Source organism: Pleomorphomonas sp. T1.2MG-36 (genome assembly GCF_950100655.1).
Lineage (GTDB): Bacteria > Pseudomonadota > Alphaproteobacteria > Rhizobiales > Pleomorphomonadaceae > Pleomorphomonas.
Window position 1 is genome coordinate 321,741 of sequence record NZ_CATNLY010000045.1, and the last position, 16,604, is coordinate 338,344.

General features: G+C 65.3%; 12 protein-coding genes. 2 read left to right on the top strand and 10 right to left on the bottom strand.

The genetic code is table 11. The annotated features are described in order from the left end of the window. The 4 genes from QQZ18_RS19075 to ahcY all read right to left on the bottom strand — a co-directional run bounded on the left by QQZ18_RS19075 (window position 1) and on the right by ahcY (window position 6,651). Window positions 1-744: a nucleotidyltransferase family protein gene (locus tag QQZ18_RS19075; protein WP_284542585.1), complete on the bottom strand. Its 744-nt coding sequence runs from the start codon at window positions 742-744 to the stop codon at window positions 1-3. A 40-nt stretch (window positions 745-784) separates the two neighbouring features. Then, window positions 785-2,308 carry a tRNA (adenosine(37)-N6)-threonylcarbamoyltransferase complex ATPase subunit type 1 TsaE gene (tsaE, locus tag QQZ18_RS19080; RefSeq protein WP_284542536.1) on the bottom strand — a complete coding sequence of 508 codons (1,524 nt, stop codon included), beginning with the start codon at window positions 2,306-2,308 and terminating at the stop codon, window positions 785-787. Beyond that, a complete protein-coding gene (locus QQZ18_RS19085; protein ID WP_284542537.1) occupies window positions 2,305-4,797 on the bottom strand; it encodes a PAS domain-containing sensor histidine kinase in 2,493 nt (830 codons plus the stop codon). The genes tsaE and QQZ18_RS19085 overlap by 4 nt, the downstream gene beginning before the upstream one ends. A gap of 456 nt (window positions 4,798-5,253) precedes the next feature. After that, window positions 5,254-6,651, bottom strand: coding sequence for an adenosylhomocysteinase (ahcY, locus tag QQZ18_RS19090; RefSeq protein ID WP_284542538.1), 1,398 nt, complete (start codon window positions 6,649-6,651; stop codon window positions 5,254-5,256). A gap of 338 nt (window positions 6,652-6,989) precedes the next feature. On the opposite strand from ahcY, the gene QQZ18_RS19095 reads away from it, so the two are divergent. Both QQZ18_RS19095 and QQZ18_RS19100 read left to right on the top strand, forming a co-directional pair. Further along, window positions 6,990-8,027, top strand: a complete 1,038-nt coding sequence (locus QQZ18_RS19095; protein ID WP_284542586.1) for an NAD(P)-dependent alcohol dehydrogenase — start codon at window positions 6,990-6,992, stop codon at window positions 8,025-8,027. Window positions 8,028-8,178: 151 nt separating this feature from the next. Then, window positions 8,179-9,078, top strand: coding sequence for an AraC family transcriptional regulator (locus QQZ18_RS19100; protein WP_284542539.1), 900 nt, complete (start codon window positions 8,179-8,181; stop codon window positions 9,076-9,078). Between the two features lie 13 nt (window positions 9,079-9,091). Here QQZ18_RS19100 and QQZ18_RS19105 read toward each other — a convergent pair whose 3' ends face one another. The 6 genes from QQZ18_RS19105 to QQZ18_RS19130 form a co-directional block, all read right to left on the bottom strand. Further along, window positions 9,092-10,132, bottom strand: coding sequence for an ABC transporter ATP-binding protein (locus QQZ18_RS19105; RefSeq protein WP_284542540.1), 1,041 nt, complete (start codon window positions 10,130-10,132; stop codon window positions 9,092-9,094). Window positions 10,133-10,242: 110 nt separating this feature from the next. Then, the gene (locus QQZ18_RS19110) at window positions 10,243-11,925 is read right to left on the bottom strand and encodes a GH32 C-terminal domain-containing protein (RefSeq protein WP_284542541.1); all 1,683 of its coding nucleotides are present in this window, start codon (window positions 11,923-11,925) and stop codon (window positions 10,243-10,245) included. A 2-nt stretch (window positions 11,926-11,927) separates the two neighbouring features. Next, on the bottom strand, window positions 11,928-12,806 hold the full coding sequence (locus QQZ18_RS19115; protein WP_284542542.1) for a carbohydrate ABC transporter permease: 879 nt from the start codon (window positions 12,804-12,806) through the stop codon (window positions 11,928-11,930). Beyond that, the gene (locus tag QQZ18_RS19120) at window positions 12,799-13,734 is read right to left on the bottom strand and encodes a carbohydrate ABC transporter permease (protein ID WP_284542543.1); all 936 of its coding nucleotides are present in this window, start codon (window positions 13,732-13,734) and stop codon (window positions 12,799-12,801) included. Before QQZ18_RS19120 ends, QQZ18_RS19115 begins: the two co-directional genes overlap by 8 nt. 161 nt (window positions 13,735-13,895) lie before the next feature. Continuing rightward, window positions 13,896-15,185 (bottom strand): ABC transporter substrate-binding protein, encoded by a 1,290-nt coding sequence (locus QQZ18_RS19125; protein WP_284542544.1) that lies wholly within the window; start codon window positions 15,183-15,185, stop codon window positions 13,896-13,898. 38 nt (window positions 15,186-15,223) lie between these two features. After that, window positions 15,224-16,222, bottom strand: a complete 999-nt coding sequence (locus QQZ18_RS19130) for a LacI family DNA-binding transcriptional regulator (protein ID WP_284542545.1) — start codon at window positions 16,220-16,222, stop codon at window positions 15,224-15,226. Window positions 16,223-16,604: the final 382 nt, after the last annotated feature.

Consider the following 16,604-nt stretch of genomic DNA (forward strand, 5'->3'; position numbering starts at 1 on the left):
CTACTCCGCCGATGTCAGAATGGTCCGCTCCGCCTGTCTGATCGCTTCGGGCGTGCCGACGTGCAGCCAGGTACCTTCCAGCCGAAGGCCATGCAGGCGTCCCTTGCCGATCAGGTCGTCGAAAACGCGGTTGAGCGAGAAGGGCGCCAGCGGACGATCGGCGAATATCTCGGGCTTGAGAATGGCCGCGCCGGCATAGACGAAGGGGGCGACCGTGCGTTCGCGTCGGCGTGTCAGGCGTCCATCACCGGCCATGTCGAAATCGCCGACGCCGGAATAGCCGACCGACCCGACGATGGGGGCGAGCAGCAGCAGGCCGTCCATGCGGTCGCCGTCCCAGGCGCGCGCCAGGGCGGGCAGGTTGGCGGATACGCCTTCGATCCAGATGGAGTCGGAGTTGAGATGATAGAATGGCTCGCTGGCGAGGTGCGGCAGGGCCTTCACGACGCCGCCGCCGGTATCGAGCAGCAGGCCGCGTTCGTCCGAGACGGTGACGGACAGGTCGCGCCGCTTGCCGACGTGCACTTCGACGAGATCGGCGAGGTAATGGACGTTGACCACCGCCGTCTCGACGCCCGCCTCGGTCAGGCGGTCGAAGACCCGGTCTATCAAGCTGCGGCCGAGCACTTCCACCAGCGGCTTCGGCGTGGTCGCCGTGATCGGACGCATGCGCTTGCCGCGACCGGCGGCGAGCACCATGGCCCGGCGAGGGCGGAAGGCGGAGGGGAAAGCAGCATCGGTCATCTTGGAAAGGTCGGGCTCTCTGCGATTGGAAAGATCGGGCTCACGGCCGTGCAGCGAGTCCGAGCCGTTCATACCAGAGCTTGACGTCGGCGAGAACCTTGTCGTCCAGCGCTTTTTCGAGATTGCGGCGCACGCGTGGCAAGAAGCGAAGGTGATGGGTACGGCCTGTGCGCGCGGCATATTCGACGAAGCGGCCGAGGATCTTGGCGTTTCGCTGCGCACCGAGGATCGACGCGCGCTCCAGGAAGTCGGCCGCATCGAAGCCGGCATCGTGGACCCGGCGGCGTTCGACATAGGCGGCGGTCATCGCCACCGCGAGGTCATCGGGAATGTCGACGCGGGCGTCGGTGACGAGAGCCCCGAAATCGTAGGCCGGCGAGCCGAGGAGGCCGTCCTGGAAGTCGATCAATCCGATGGGATCGCCGGAAGCCTGCCAGAGGATGTTGGGCGAATGGTAGTCGCGCAGCACCAGCCGCCCCTGATCCTCGTCGAAACGGGCAAGAAGCCCGTCCCAAAGATCGTTCCACTCGGCGAGGGCATCGGCGCCAAGCGGCGCGCCGGTCAAATGCGGCACGTACCAGAGGGCAAAGAGTCCCACCTCGGTTGCCAGGGCCCGCCGATCGTAGCGCGGCATTGGCCAGCGGTTTCCGGCGTCGTCGACGGCGACCTCCGGCCAGGTGATGGCCGCGAGGTCGGCAAGCCGCCGGGCGGCGACGAGGTAGCGCTCCGTTATTGGCACGCCATCGCGCACGATGCCGTCCGAGCCGAGATCCTCGACCAGCATCAGCCGCCGCTCGGCGTCGCGGTCGAGAACGCGCGGGCTGCGAAAGCCATGACGGCGCAACGTGTCGGCGATGGCCGAGAAGGCCGAGAGGCTGTCGGCGAGGTGGACGATCTCCTCGTAGCGGTCGTCGTCGGCCCGCTTCAGGAAGGCGCGCCAGGCTGGCCAGCGCATCACCACCGCCGCGTCGCTGCCGATCGTCGCCCGTTCGAAGCTGCGTGTCGAGGCGTCGCCATGCAGATGCCGCCGCTCGGCGCCCGCGAAACCGGCCCGGTCGAGAAGACCGCGAACGGCGAACGTCTCCTCAAGCCGCTCCGCCCAGCCGCCGCTGTGCGCTTCCAGCGAGAAGCGGCGACCATTGAACCCGTCTCCCTCGGATATGACGATGTCGAGCCGTTCGCCCGGCAACTCTTCGCCTGCCCGCTCGGGCCACTCGATCAGCGATAGGCCCTCGCCGACGGCCTCGGAGAAGCCGATTTCGATGAGCTCGTCGGGATCGGCGAGACGGTAGAGATCGAAGTGATGGACGGGAAAGCGGGCGGTCTCGTAGCTCTGCAGCAGCGTGAAGGTCGGGCTGGGCACTTCGAGGTCGGGATTGCCGGCAAGGCGCCGGACGACGGCACGCGCCAGGGCGCTTTTTCCCATGCCGAGATCGCCGTGAAGGGCGATGACGTCGCCCGGCCGGGCGATGGCGGCGATGTCGTCGGCAAGGCGAAGCGTGCCGGCTTCGTCGGTGACGCTCACGGTTCGGCGAAGCTGCGGGCTCATCGCGGCGGCGCTCACTCGGCCGCTTCGGCGATGCTGGGGTTTATCGGCAACCGGCAGACGACCCGAGTGCCGACGCCAATCTTGGAGGTGATGTCGACGCTGCCCTTGTGCAGTTCGACGAAGCTTTTGACGATTGAGAGGCCGAGACCCGGCCCGCGTCGGCGGGCGCCGTTGGTGCGGCTCTCGAAACGCTCGAACACCGCCTGGAGATACTCGTCGGGAATGCCTCGGCCGTGGTCTTCGACGGTGAACGAGATTTCCTCGCCGGTCCGACGGCACGAGAGCGACACCATGCCGCCGTCGTCCGAGAAGGCGATGGCGTTGGACAGGAGGTTGTAGAGCACCTGACGGATACGCTTCTCGTCGGCGACGAACGAACCGATGTCGGCGGGAACGTCGAGCTTAAGGTCGATGTGCGCCTCGGCGATGCGATCGCGGAGGCCGGTGGTGGCAGCTCCCACGGTCGAGGGGATATCGACCGAGCCCAGGTCCAGCTCCATGATGCCGGCGTCGACTGTGGCGAGGTCGAGGATGTCGTTGATGATCGCCAGAAGCGCCGTCGAGGAATCCATGATGTAGCCGGTGTATTCCCGCTGCTTGATGTTGAGCGGACCGGCATTGTCGTCGGCGAGCAGTTGCGCGAAGCCGATGATGTTGGTGAGCGGCGAGCGCAGCTCGTAGGAAACGTGCTGGATGAAGGCGTTCTTCAGCTGGTCGGCTTCTTCGAGCGCCTCGTTCTTTTCGGTCAGCGCCCGCTCCACGTTCACCGAGTCGGTGACGTTGACGAAGGTGATCAGCGTCGCGCCGTCCGGCAACGGCACGGTGGTGAAGTCGATGACGCCGCCGTCGCGACGGTCGAGTCGGCCGGTCAGGCGGTTGCGGCTGTCGGCGAGGCCGGCGACGGCAAGGCGCACCTGGTCCCACGCCTCGCGATTGCCGTGCGCGGCCATACAATGGCCGACGACGTCGTTGATGTGCGGCCGGCCGGCCAGCATCTCGTCGGAAAGCTTCCAGAGGCTGCCGAAGGCCGGATTGGACAGGCGAAGACGGCCGTCGGAGCCGAACACCGCCACGCCTTCCGACAGATGGTCGAGCGTTTCGCCCTGTACGCGCGTCAGGGCGTTGTAGCGGCTCTTGAGCTCGATCTGCTCGGTGACGTTCTCGTAGACATAGGTGACGCCGCCCTGCGGATGCGGGTTGGCGATGACGCGCAACGTCTGGCCTGTGGGCAGGTGCCACCAGCTTTCGCGAGCCTCCATCGCCTGGTAGGCCGAGAGCTGCTCGCGCTTCCAGGTTCGGAAGTCTGCCTGCTCGGGCAGCTTGCGGGAAACGCGCAACTGGTCGAGCACGGCGGCATCGTCCGGGCCGGATTCGAGGAAGGCGGTGTCGAGGTCGAACAGCGAACGATAGGCGGCGTTGTAGAACTTGAGCCGCTTGTCGGCGCCGAAGATGGCGACGGCGGTGGCCAACTGGTCGAGCGTGCGGGCGTGGCTTTCGATGGTCCGGCGCAGTTCCACCTGCGCCTGCTCCAGCTCGGACACGTCGGTGGCGATGCCGGCGCTGCCGGAAGCCGTCTCGACGTCGACGACGTCGAACACCCGGCGGGCTCCGCCCACCACGACCGACAGGCGCTTTTCGAACACGGGAGCCGTCTGTCGGCTGTCCGTGATCGCCTTGCGGGCGGCGGTATCGAGGAATTCGGCGCCGACGGCCACCGCCTGAGTCGAGCTGGCGACTTCGACGGCGCGCGCATAGGCGGCATTGACCCAGACGAGCCGGCCGGCCTTGTCGCGCGTCCAGGCCGGCATCGGCACCTTGTCGATCAGGCCCTCGAAGGTCTCGACAAGCGTCCGCTGGCGTTCGAAGCGCTCGGCGAGCTCGGCATATTGCTGCCGTTCGCGCGTGAGATTTCGGAAACGGATGAAGCACCGCGAGCCGTTGACCCGTCCGGCCGCCTCGATGTGGACGCCGCTGGTGGTCGTCAGAACGTCGAGGAAAGCCTCGCCCTCGGCGCGCAAGGCGCGGGTACGGGCCTCGAGAAGCTGGGCGGAGGCTGGCTCCAGCCATTGGCCGAAGGCAAGGAAGCCGACTTGGCTGCGGGGAACGCCCGATGCTTCCGGCAGCGAACCCATGACCTTCGGCGCCTCGTCGCGGGAGCCCCAGATCACCGTGCGCTGGTCGTCGGCGTTGAGCGCGGCTTCGGTGCGGTCGGCGGCGAGCTTCAGGTCGGCGTTCTCGCGCAGCAGGCGCTCGCGGTCCTCTTCGGCCATGCGGCGGGCCCGGATCAGGGCAGCGGCCGAGACCACGGCGATGCAGATGGCCGATACGAAGGCGGACAGAGCGGCAACCTGAAGCGGCTCGAAATAGATCGAGCCATCAGAGCCGAATTTGATGGCCTGTGCGAGCGCCGGGCTCGCGGCCACCGGCGACAGGATGGTCGAGAGCAGGGCGATCTTCCCGACATGCCCCACAAACGGCAATCGTGTCCGGCCCAGCCCCGGCATGCACTTGTCCCCTTTATGGCCGCATCCATGAAAGGGCGGTTGCCCCCTGAACAGAGGTCCGCCCCGGACCGGCGCGTGCCCCACCGCCGATCCGAATCACCCCAAAATACCGCCTTTCAGGAGGGGCAAAAAGAGTCGTGGCCGGCCGGTTTGGTGCCTCGGAGTGCAACAGGTCTCCGAACGGCAAATGTTCGCGGAACGTTCCGGCATTCTATCGCTTCGGCAAATGACCTGAGGGAGTCGACAACCGTGGGCAGGGTGGTGCCAGGGGACTGACCGGACTCGCCTTATGCGGTTCGACCAGCATCTTTTTCTTAACGTCTCGTAAATGCGGGCAGGTTGACCCGAAAAAATCCGCATATGTGGAACAGCTGTGGATAAGGCTTTGCCGACAATAAAAAGCCCGCCCGATCCCCTGGGGGAGCGGACGGGCATCAGGAGCGTTCGAACGCGCTGTTAGTAGCGGTACATGGCCGACTTGAACGGGCCGGTCGACTTGACGCCGATATAGTCGGCCTGCTCGGGCGTCAGCTTGGAGAGCTTGGCGCCGAGCTTGGCGAGATGCAGCTGGGCGACCTTCTCGTCGAGATGCTTGGGCAGCACGTGCACCTTCTTCTCGTACTTGTTGCCGCGGGTCCAAAGCTCGATCTGGGCCAGCGTCTGGTTGGAGAAGGAAGCGCTCATCACGAAGCTCGGATGGCCAGTGGCATTGCCGAGGTTCACGAGGCGGCCTTCCGACAGAAGGACAATCTTCTTGCCGTCGGGGAACTCGACGAGGTCGACCTGCGGCTTGACGTTCTTCCACTTGAAGTTCCGGAGGCCGGCGACGTCGATCTCATTGTCGAAATGGCCGATGTTGCAAACGATGGCCATGTTCTTGAGCTTGCGCATGTCATCGACGGTGACGACGTGCAGGTTGCCGGTGCAGGTAACGATGATGTCGGCGCGATGGATGTCATCCTCCAGCGTGACGACTTCGAAGCCGTCCATGGCCGCCTGCAGGGCGCAGATCGGATCGACCTCGGTGACCAGCACGCGGGCGCCGGCGCCATGCAGCGACTGGGCCGAGCCCTTGCCGACGTCGCCATAACCGCAGACGATGGCGACCTTGCCGGCCATCATCACGTCGGTGCCACGTCGGATGGCGTCGACCAAGCTTTCGCGACAGCCATACTTGTTGTCGAACTTCGACTTGGTGACGCTGTCGTTGACGTTGAAGGCAGGCCAGGGCAGCTCGCCGCGCGATTCCATCTGGTAGAGGCGCATGACGCCGGTCGTCGTCTCCTCGGAGACGCCGCGGATGTTCGCTTTGGCGCGCGAATAGAAGGTCGGGTCCTTGGCGAGGCGCGCCTTGATGGTGGCGAACAGCTCTTCCTCTTCCTCGGACTTGGGATCGGCGAGAACGGACGGATCGCTCTCGGCCTTGGAGCCCAGCGTGACCAGCAACGTAGCGTCGCCGCCGTCGTCGAGGATCATATTGGCGGTCTCGCCATTGCCCCAGTCGAGGATCCGGTCGGTGTAGGTCCAGTAGTCCTTGAGGCTCTCGCCCTTCACGGCAAACACCGGAATGCCGGCGGCGGCGATGGCGGCGGCGGCGTGATCCTGCGTCGAGAAGATGTTGCAGGAGGCCCAGCGGACGTCGGCGCCGAGCGCCTTCAGCGTCTCGATCAGCACCGCGGTCTGGATGGTCATGTGCAGCGAGCCGGCGATGCGGGCGCCCTTCAGCGGCTGGGCGGCGGCATACTCGGCGCGCACCGACATCAGGCCGGGCATCTCGATCTCGGCCATGTCGAGTTCGGTACGGCCCCAGTCGGCGAGCGAGATGTCCTTGACGATGTATTCCTTGGCGACCATCGGCGGATCTCCGGATTAAGGGATGAGGATAGGCTGGTTGAGGCAAGCAGGAGGGCAGCATCGGCCGCCAGTCAGCGCCTTATAGGAGATGTCGGCCTCCGGTGCAATCTCGATATAAAGAGATCCTTATATCATGATGAAGGGTTCATGCTCATCCCGACATGGGGAGAGCGGAGGTCGCGAAGAAAGAGGTGGGTCGCGATGTAAAACCATGCACAAAAATTGATTGACCCGCGCTTTGTCCCCGCTGGCGGGAACAGGCATGCTTTCCTCCATTGCCGGACGAAGATCCGGTCGGCCCGCGCCTTGCGAGGAGCGGAGGAGGAAAGAAGATGAAAATCAAAGCGGTCGTCCTTGAAGGCGTCAACAACATCGCGCTCCGCGACATCGAGCTTCCTGGGTCTCTTGAGCCTGCATCGGGCGAGGTCCGGGTCGCCATCAAGGCGGTGGGCATCTGCGGCAGCGATGTTCACTATCTGAAGCACGGCCGCATCGGCGACTTCATCGTCAACGAGCCGATGGTGCTCGGTCACGAAGCCTCGGGCGTCGTGACGGCGGTGGGCGCCAAGGTCTCCCACCTCAAGGTCGGCGACCGCGTCTGCATGGAGCCCGGCATTCCCGACTTCGGCTCGCGCCAGACGCTGGAAGGCCACTACAACCTCGATCCGGCCGTGCGCTTCTGGGCGACGCCGCCGATCCACGGCTGCCTGACGCCGGAAGTGGTGCATCCGGCGGCGCTGACCTACAAGCTGCCCGACAGTGTGTCGTTCGCCGAGGGAGCCATGGTCGAGCCACTGGCGATCGGCGTCTACGCCGCCGCCAAGGGCGCCATCCGTCCTGGCGACATCGCCGTGGTGGCCGGTGCCGGCACCATCGGCATGATGGTAGCCTTTGCCGCGCTCGCTTCGGGCTGCTCGGAAGTGATCGTCAGCGACGTCGCCAAGGCCAAGCTCGACATCATCGCCAAGGTGCCCGGCGTCATCGCCGTCGACCTGACCCGCGAAAAGCTTGCCGACGTTGTCGCCCGGCGGACGGCCGGCAAGGGCGCCGACCTGTTCTTCGAGGCAAGCGGTGCTCCCAAGGCCTTCGACGACATGCTGGACGTGGTGACGCAGGGTGGCCGGGTGGTTCTGGTCGGCATGCCGCAGGATCGCGTTCCGCTCGACGTGGTGGCGCTTGAGGTCAAGGAAATCAGCCTGACCGGCATCTTCCGCTACGCCAACGTCTGGGACCGCACGCTGGCGCTGCTCGGTTCGGGCAAGATCGACGTCAAGCCGCTGATCTCGGCGAGCTATCCGTTCGACAAGTCGATCGAGGCCTTCGAACGGGCCGCCCAGCAGAACCCGTCGGACGTCAAGGTCCAGATCACGTTCTGAAGGCCGGCTACCCCGGAAGCCGTCTCGTGCGGCTTCCGGTTCGGGGTGACGAGAGCCACGAGGCTCTGAAAGCCGGTCTCGGCGTTGCCCGGCAAGTCTGTTATCGTTGTCGGCTACGAACGGTCCCGCTATCCACCAAAGGGAGGCGAAGGTGGGTCAGACAAAGCCCGTTTTGGAGGTGATCGAGGCGCCGCTCGAGCGCACGTTCCGCGTCTACTCGCACGACTACCCCTTCGCCTATTCCGGTTGGCACCATCATCCGGAATACGAGCTGCATTTGATCCGCCGCAGCACCGGCCAGTTCTATGTCGGCACCTATGCCGGCGAGTTCGGCCCGGGCAATCTCGTCATGACCGGCCCGAACCTGCCGCACATGTGGGTTTCGGACGGCGCCGACCGCGATGTCGACGGCCGCATCCGCGACCGCGATCTGGTGCTGCAGATGGGGGCGGGATTCGCCGAACGCTGCATGGCGGAGTTCTCCGACTGCGCCGGCCTCTCCGCTCTTCTGGACGCGACCCGGTCGGGCATCGAGTTTTCGCCTTCCGCCGCCACCGAGGCGGCCGGGCTGATGGAAGCGCTGCTGGTCGCCGGCGGCTTCGAGCGCATCGCCTTGTTCTTCGAGCTGATGCGCGTGCTGGAACAGGATGGCGACCGCCGGTCGCTGTCGCTGAAAGGCATGGAGCATCAATGCGCCCAGCCGCGTCGGCTCGAACGGATGCTTGCCTACATCGCGGCCAACTTCAACCGACCGGGGCTTACCTGCCGTGAGGTGGCAGCGACGGAGGGCATGGCCCTGCCGGCCTTCTCGCGCCTGTTCGAGCGGCATTTGCGCTGCTCCTGCGCCGAGTACATCAACCACCTCAGAATCTACAAGGCGTGTCAGCTGCTGTCAGAGACCGAGGACATGGTGACCTCGATCGCCATGGATGTCGGTTACGAGACGCTGTCGACCTTCAACCGTAACTTTCTCCGCCTGATCGGTCGCACGCCCTCGACCTTCCGCACCGAGCGGCGGGCAGGCCCGCGCGGCAAGGCCCGCGCCGCTTGATACCGCCGCAATACTAGAGTCGGCGTCCGTCCTCGGCGAACAGATGCACCGCTGACAGATCCGGCTTGAGGCCGATGCTGTCGCCTGGTTTCAGGTCAACGCGCTCGCGCAGCACGGCGACCAGCGTCTGGCCGTCGCAGCGGGCCAACACCTGCGTCTCGGCGCCCGTCGGTTCGATCACCACCACTTCGGCCCGGAACCCCGTCTCGTCGAGCGTCAGGTGCTCGGGGCGGATGCCATAGGTCGCCGCACCGGCCGCCGCCGTCGCCGGCAGTGGCAGAACAACGCCGCTCTCGGTGACGAACCCGCCATCTCCCGCCCGCCCCTTGAGAAGGTTCATGGCCGGCGAACCGATGAAGGTCGCGACGAACAGGTTGTTCGGCCGGTCGTAGAGTTCGAGCGGCCGACCGACCTGCTCGACCACGCCGCCCTTCATCACCACGATGCGGTCGGCCATGGTCATCGCTTCGATCTGGTCGTGAGTGACGTAGACCGTGGTCGTGCCAAGGCGCTGGTGGAGATCCTTGATCTCTGCCCGCATCTGGACGCGCAACTTGGCGTCCAGATTGGACAGCGGTTCGTCGAACAGGAATACCTGCGGGCTGCGCACGATCGCCCGGCCCATGGCGACGCGTTGCCTCTGGCCGCCCGACAGTTGCTTGGGCAGCCGGTCGAGATAGGGGTCGAGCGCCAGAATGGCCGCCGCCTCCTTGACGCGGGCGTCGATGGCGGCTCGGCTCTCGCCTTTCAACTTCAGCGCAAAACCCATGTTCTGCGCCACGGTCATGTGCGGGTAGAGCGCATAGTTCTGGAACACCATGGCGATGTCCCGTTCCTTCGGCGGCACGTCGTTGACGACGCGGTCGCCGATGCGGATGTCGCCGTCCGAGATTTCCTCGAGGCCGGCGATCATCCGGAGCAGCGTCGACTTGCCGCAGCCGGAGGGACCGACCAGCGTCACGAACTCGCCATCGGCAATGTCGATGTCGATGCCATGGATGACCTGATGGTTGCCGTAGAACTTGGCGACGTTGTCGATGGAAACGCTGGCCATGGTGTTCCTCCCTACAGCATCGGGCCGAAAAGTGGATTCCGGTTTTCGGAAAATCCGATGCGATAACAAAAGACTAGATCGCGATCCGTCGGGGCTCTGGCGATCCAGGTTCAGAGGCCAAGCCGCCAGACGCGAGCGGCGGTGCGTCCTTGTGGTGCCTCGAGGCGAATGGCGGTAATCGGGGCAGGATCGGCGATGCGCTTGGTTCCCGTGTAGCGGCCCTCGTCGGCGAACACTTCGATCGATCCCCGGTCGAGGAAGACACAGACCGAGCGCACCTTCGCGCCGGCCGCGAGATAGTGCGGCGACGGTGTTCCGTCCTCGTGGACGATGGCAAGGCCATTCGAGCCGGCCGTGATGGCGAGTTTCAGCGTCGGGTGCGACAGCGATAGTTCGAACGGTGCGCCTGCCTCTTCCAGCTCGATGACGATCTCGGCACCACCGTCGAGGGCCACCGTCTCGCCGGCGGCGAGGCGGCGGTCGTCGACAAGCGCTTGCCGAAGCGTGGTGACGGCGTCGATCGGCGGGGTCGTCAGCGCGCCATTCTTCAGAAGCAGTCGGCGCGGCAGCGTCATGGCTGTTGGCCAATCGGTCGTCTTGACGATGTCCGTCCAGTTGGCGAGCCAGGCGATGCCGACCGGGCCATCCGTGTCGACGAAGGCCTGGAAGCCGTAGGCATCGGTTCCGAAGTCGAGCTCCTGCCGGAACTCCGGCGTGAAGCGCCTGCCGTCGAAGCGTCCGACGATGCCGAAAGTGAGGTTCCGACGCCGGGTCGCCGGATCGCGGCTCATCAGGAGGCCGACGATCAGCAGCCATCGCGTGGCGGGATCTTCCGCCGGGCCGTCAAGCGGCAGCATGGCCGGGCACTCTCCCACGGTCCGCCCAAACTCCCGTTCGCGGTGAACAAGGCCTACGAAGCGCCAGCCGGACGCACCGGTCGGATCGTCGGTCTCGTGCAGCAGGACGACGCCGCCCTCGGCATCGCGGCCGCCGAGCAGCATCTTGAGGCGGCCGTCGGGCCCCTTGAAGACGTAAGGGTCGCGGTTGTCCTCGCCGAGGCTGAGTCCGTCCGGGCGCCCCGCCAGTACGACCGCTGGCGTGCCGGCCGTGAAGCCGTCAGGACAAGGTACCGCACACTGCACCTCCATCTCCGGTTTGCGGCCGTCGATATGGTCGGTGAAAAAGGCGCGAAAGCCGCTTTCTCCCGGCACGGCGATCGCGGAGCCGGAGAAGATGCCCCCGGCGCCGTTGGCGGCGAACACCGCGTCGCCCGGCTCGAGGAAGACGGGCAGGTGGCGCCAATGAATGAGGTCGTCGGAGACGGCGTGTCCCCAATGCATGGCGTGCCAGCGCAGACGATGCGGATAGTGCTGGTAGAAAAGGTGGGCACGCCCGCCGAAGCGACCGAAGCCGTTGGGGTCGTTCATCCAGCCGAAAGGTGGCCGGAAGTGATAGCTGCCGGTGAACTCCGGCGGCGTCGGCGCCGGCCCGGCATGAAGCACGCGGATGCCGCTGTCGAGCACAGTGGCTGGGTCATAGGCGTAGACGGCCGAGACGAGGGTGGTGTCCGGATCGAAGCTGACACGGTCGAGAGTCCCGGCAACAACGATGCGGTGGCGCTCGAAGGCGTCGGTTCGACGAACGGTGACTTCGCCGTTGCCGGCCAATGTCACGACGGCGGGTTCCGACCCTCTTGCCATCAGGAACAGCTCGACGGTTTCGCCGGCCGCCACCGGGGCAAAGGAGATCGTTTCCCGGCCCGGTCGGCCGGCTTCAGGAAATGGGTGAGGCATGGTCAACCTTTCACCGCCGAGCCGACGAAGGAGCTGATGAACCAGCGCTGGAAGGCGAGATAGAACACAAGGATCGGGATCATCATCAGGACCGAGGCGGCCATGGCCCGATCCCAATAGATGCTGTCCTGGCCGAAGAAGGTGGCGATGGCGACCGAGATCGGCCGGGCATAGTCGGTCTGGGTGATCAGGATCGGCCACAGATACTGGTTCCAGGTCTCGATGCCCATCAGGATGGAGACGGTGGCGAGCGCCGGCAGGCTGAGTGGCATGAAGATCGACCACCACGTGCGGAAGATCGAGGCGCCGTCGATGGACGCGGCTTCGTAGAGCTCCTTCGGCAACTGCGCGAAGAACTGGTAGAACAGGAAAGTATAGAGCGGGCTTGCCACGAAGGGCAGGATCTGCGCGGTGAAGGTATCCGAAAGGCCGGCCCTCGACACGATGATCAAGAGCGGCATGATGATGCTTTCCTGCGGGATCACGTAGAGCGCGATGATCACCGACAGGATCAGCGCCCGCCCGGGCAGGCTGCCCCAGGCCAGGATGAAGCCGGCCATCGAGTTGATCACGAGACCGAGGCTCACCGTCGAGCCCAGGATGAACAGCGAGTTGCCGAGATAGCGGCCGAAGGCCAGCTCGCCGGCGAAGTTGCCCACCTCGCGGAAGTTGTTGAAGGTCGGGTTGTCCACCCAGAAGGCCCGGAACGAGCCCATGTCGGCGAGGATCTGGAAGCGATCGTCCTTCAGCGAGGCGATGAACAGCATGAACAGCGGTGAGATCACCACCAATGCGATGACGAACACAGAAATCGACTGGACGACGCGGTAACCGTTCACCGGCGCGGCCGGCTTGCGGGAGGAAAGGGCGAGATCAGACATCGAAGCGCCTCATGAGCCTGCGCTGGATGAGCGCGATGACCAGAACGATCAGGAACAGGATCACCGACACGGCCGAAGCGTAGCCGAGCTTCTGCTCCTCGAAGCCGGCGCGCACCATGTAGTGCACGACGGTCTCGGTCGACGACTTCGGTCCGCCCTGCGTCAGGATGGCCACCTGGGTGTAGAGCTTGAAGGCCTGGATGGTGGTGATGACCAGCACGAAGACGTGGGTCGGCCTGAGCCCCGGCATGGTGACGTGCCAGAAGCGGCCCCAGCGGCCGGCGCCGTCGATGCGGGCGGCGTCGTAGAGCTCGTCGGGAATGCCCTGCATGCCGGCAAGATAGATGATCATCTGGAAACCGTAGGCCTGCCAGGCCGACAGCAGCACGATCGAGAACATCGCCCAGTTGGGATCGCCCAGCCAATCGATCGGCTGGATGTAGCCGCCCGACAGCGTCACGACGACGTGGTTGAGCGGTCCCGTCGGATACTGGAACAGCGTGCCCCAGATGACGCAGACCACCACCATCGACGTGATGGCGGGGAGGAAGAACATGCCGCGGAACAGGTTCCGGAACGGGATTTTCTGATTGAGGATCAGCGCGGTCACGAAGGCCAGCCCGCACTGGACCGGCAGTACCCACAGAGTGAAGCGGGTGACGTTCCAGAGCGACGTCCAGAACAGGTCGTCGTTAAGAATGCGCAGGAAATTGTTGAGCCCGATGAAGCGCACCGGCGTCGGTCGGGGGACCAGCGGCTGGTTGGTCATGGCCGTCCAGAACGACAGCAGGAAGGGCGTGATCAGGAAGGCGGTCATCAGCACGACCGCCGGTGCCAGCATGCCGATTTCCTGAAGGAAGCGCGGCCAGCCGACGCGGGCGATGATGGAGCGGCGACGCCGCTTCGGAACGGTGGAAAGTGCGGACATGGGCCCCTCGCCGGGCGATGGGTTATAGGAGAGCGGCGCGCGCCCGAAGGGAGGGCGGACGCGCGCCGGCAAGCCGTGCCGGGCGGGCGCGGATCAGCATGGCCCGGCGTTCCGATCGCGAACCAGCCGTCCCAGGGGAAAGCCGGTTCGCGGCGCGGACATCAGTTGCCGTCGAAGGGCGGATACCCGTCGTTGTCGGCGATGTCCTCGTCGATCTTCTTGGCGGCGGCCGTCAGCGCCTTCTGGGCGTCCTCGCCGTTGAAGATCTGGTCGACGGCCTGCATGAAGGCCGAGGTAATCGTCGGATAGGCCGGATGCGGCGGGCGCGGCACGGCCACTTTCGACGCCTGCTCGAAGGCAACGGTCATCGGGCCACCCTCGGCGTAGAGCGGCGACTCTGCGGCGAAGCTCTTGAGGCCGGGATAGGCGCTCTGGCTCACGGCAAAGTCGCGATAGTCCTTGTCCTTCAAGAGGAAGCTCAGGAACTTGCCGGCGATGTCGGGGTGCTCGGACTGGGTGGTGATCGCCCAGATCCAGGTTCCGTCGGGGCTGGCGCTCTTGTCGCCGAACTTCGGCAGCGGCATGACCACCACGTCGTCCTTCATCTTGGCTGCGGCCTCGGCGTAGAACCAGTGACCGCCCCAGGCGAGCGCCGCCGGCTCACCGTCGGCGTAGAACTGGTTGGTGCCCGACGACATCGGCACGACCCAGCCGTTCTTCACCCAGGTCTGCATCATCGTCAGCGCGTCGACGCAAGGCTGGCTGTCCAGCGTGCCGGTTGCCGTCCAGGTCGTACGATCGATCAGGTCGCAGCCGAAGGAGTTGAGGATCGGCTGGTAGGCATAGGTCACCCACTCGGTCTTGATGCCATAGCCGCGGAAGGTGTCGATCGGCCACTTGACGCCATCCACCTTGGCCAGCTTGGCGAGGTAGTCCTCGAACTCGGCACGCGTCCAGGCATCGTCGACCGACTTCGGAATGCGTGCGCCGATCTTCTCAAGATACTTCTTGTTGCCGTAGAGCACCACCGAGCTGTCGGTGAGGCCGATGGCGTAGAGCTCCTTGTCGATCGGATAGGTGCCCTGGGCGACGTTGGAGGCCGTCATGTCGTCCAGAAGGTCCTGGTCGATGTAGCTCTTGAGCGGCTTGAGGTAGCCCGACCAGACGTAGTTGGCGAGGAACGGGGCATCGAGCTCCATGATGTCCGGCAACTGCTTGGACATCACCGCCGACGAAAACTTCTCGTTATAGGCGTCGTGCGGGGCATAGATCAGCTCGATGTCGACATCCGGATTGGCCGCTTCGAAGCGTTGGGCGACCTTGCCGTACAGCGCCACCCAGCCGGGATCGCCCTGATGCATCATGCGAACGACGGTCTTGGCGTCGGCAACGCCGGCAAGTGCCATCAGCGCCGTGGTGGCGACAAGGGTGCTAAGTAAACGATTACCCATTGTGAAAATCTCCTCCACTCATTGGTTTCCTCGCCAGCTCAGACGGAAGCTCGCTCCACGAGCTGGAATGGGAGCAGTTTCAGCCCCCTCTCCGGCGGTTCGGCCGCCTGAAGTATCTCCGCCGCCAGCCGGCCCATCGCCCTGTGCGGCAGAGCCATGGTGGTCAGCGGCGGGTCGAGCCGCGTGGCGATATCGACCTGATTGTCGAATCCCGCCACGGCGACATCGTCGGGAATGCCGGCTCCGACCTTGCGAAGCGCGGCATAGGCCTCCATGGCAACGCGATCGTTGCCGCAGAGGATGGCGTCCGGCCGGTCGGGACCGGCCATGAGATCGGCGACGTGCTGCGCCACGAGGCTGCGGGCGCGGTCGGCATAGGAGGCGCGCTTTACCGCCGGCAACACGGCGACGGGGGCTAGCCCAGCCTCGTCCAGCGCGGCGCGAAAGCCGCGTTCGCGCAGTTCGCCGGCCAGAAGGCCGGGCAGATTGATAAAGGCGATTCGGCGCCGGCCGGCGTCGATCAGGTGGCTGGCGATGGTGTGGCCGGCCGCTTCCTCGTCGGGCACCAGCGAGGTGACCAGACCGGCCGCATCGCGGCAGTTGATCATCACGCCGATATGGTCGGCGACTTCCGGCGGCAGCACGACTTCCTTGTGATACATCGCCGCGTAGCCGATGGCGCGCGGCCGGAAGCGGCTGACGTCGTCATAGACCTTGATGATGTCGCGATCGCCGCCGATGGTGGTGAAGAACACCGAGAGATCGGCCTTGCGGGCGGAGTTGTCGAGGCCGCGAATGATCTCGGTGGCGAAGGGCGAGGTCAGCAGCTCGTCGCCAATGATGGCGATCAGCGGCATCCAGCCCTGGCGCATGCTGCGGGCGGCGAAGTTGGTGACGTAGCCGAGTTCCTCGGCGATCTTGCGAATCCGGTCGCGCGTTTCGTCGGCCATGCGGGCCGAGCCACCATGCAGCGCACCGGAGACGGTCTTGACCGACACCCCGGCGAGACTTGCAATATCCTGCAACGAAACGGCCACGACTCGCTCCTCCCAAGGCACCTTGCGTCTGCCCCCGACGGCTTCCTCGACCGTCTTTGGTTCGTGCCCTTGAGTTATCGATTACCCAAATGCCACCGCGCTCAATCCTTGTCAAGAGAAAGGAGGTTGGTCGTTCGCATCAGGTCTGCGTCGCTGGGCTGTCCGAAACAACGAGCCGACCTGGACTGGTGAGCGGGTTGAAACTGACGGGCCGGCCGCTACCGACACCGTCGCGGACGCCGGCCATCGCCTTCCCGTGTATCATCAGATCCGCCGCCGCCCGGATCGAGGCGTCATAGTTCTGGCGTTGCGCCGGAGTGGAGTGCCGGCACAACTCGACGCCCTGACGATCCCGATGTCACCCGGTCGTCTCTTGAAGGGT

Excerpts from the sequence above, each read along its gene's own strand:
- QQZ18_RS19075 (WP_284542585.1), bottom strand. The coding sequence starts at position 744 with ATGACCGATGCTGCTTTCCCCTCCGCCTTCCGCCCTCGCCGGGCCATG.
- QQZ18_RS19085 (WP_284542537.1), bottom strand. The coding sequence starts at position 4,797 with ATGCCGGGGCTGGGCCGGACACGATTGCCGTTTGTGGGGCATGTCGGG.
- ahcY (WP_284542538.1), bottom strand. The coding sequence starts at position 6,651 with ATGGTCGCCAAGGAATACATCGTCAAGGACATCTCGCTCGCCGACTGG.
- QQZ18_RS19105 (WP_284542540.1), bottom strand. The coding sequence starts at position 10,132 with ATGGCCAGCGTTTCCATCGACAACGTCGCCAAGTTCTACGGCAACCAT.
- QQZ18_RS19110 (WP_284542541.1), bottom strand. The coding sequence starts at position 11,925 with ATGCCTCACCCATTTCCTGAAGCCGGCCGACCGGGCCGGGAAACGATC.
- QQZ18_RS19115 (WP_284542542.1), bottom strand. The coding sequence starts at position 12,806 with ATGTCTGATCTCGCCCTTTCCTCCCGCAAGCCGGCCGCGCCGGTGAAC.
- QQZ18_RS19120 (WP_284542543.1), bottom strand. The coding sequence starts at position 13,734 with ATGTCCGCACTTTCCACCGTTCCGAAGCGGCGTCGCCGCTCCATCATC.
- QQZ18_RS19125 (WP_284542544.1), bottom strand. The coding sequence starts at position 15,185 with ATGGGTAATCGTTTACTTAGCACCCTTGTCGCCACCACGGCGCTGATG.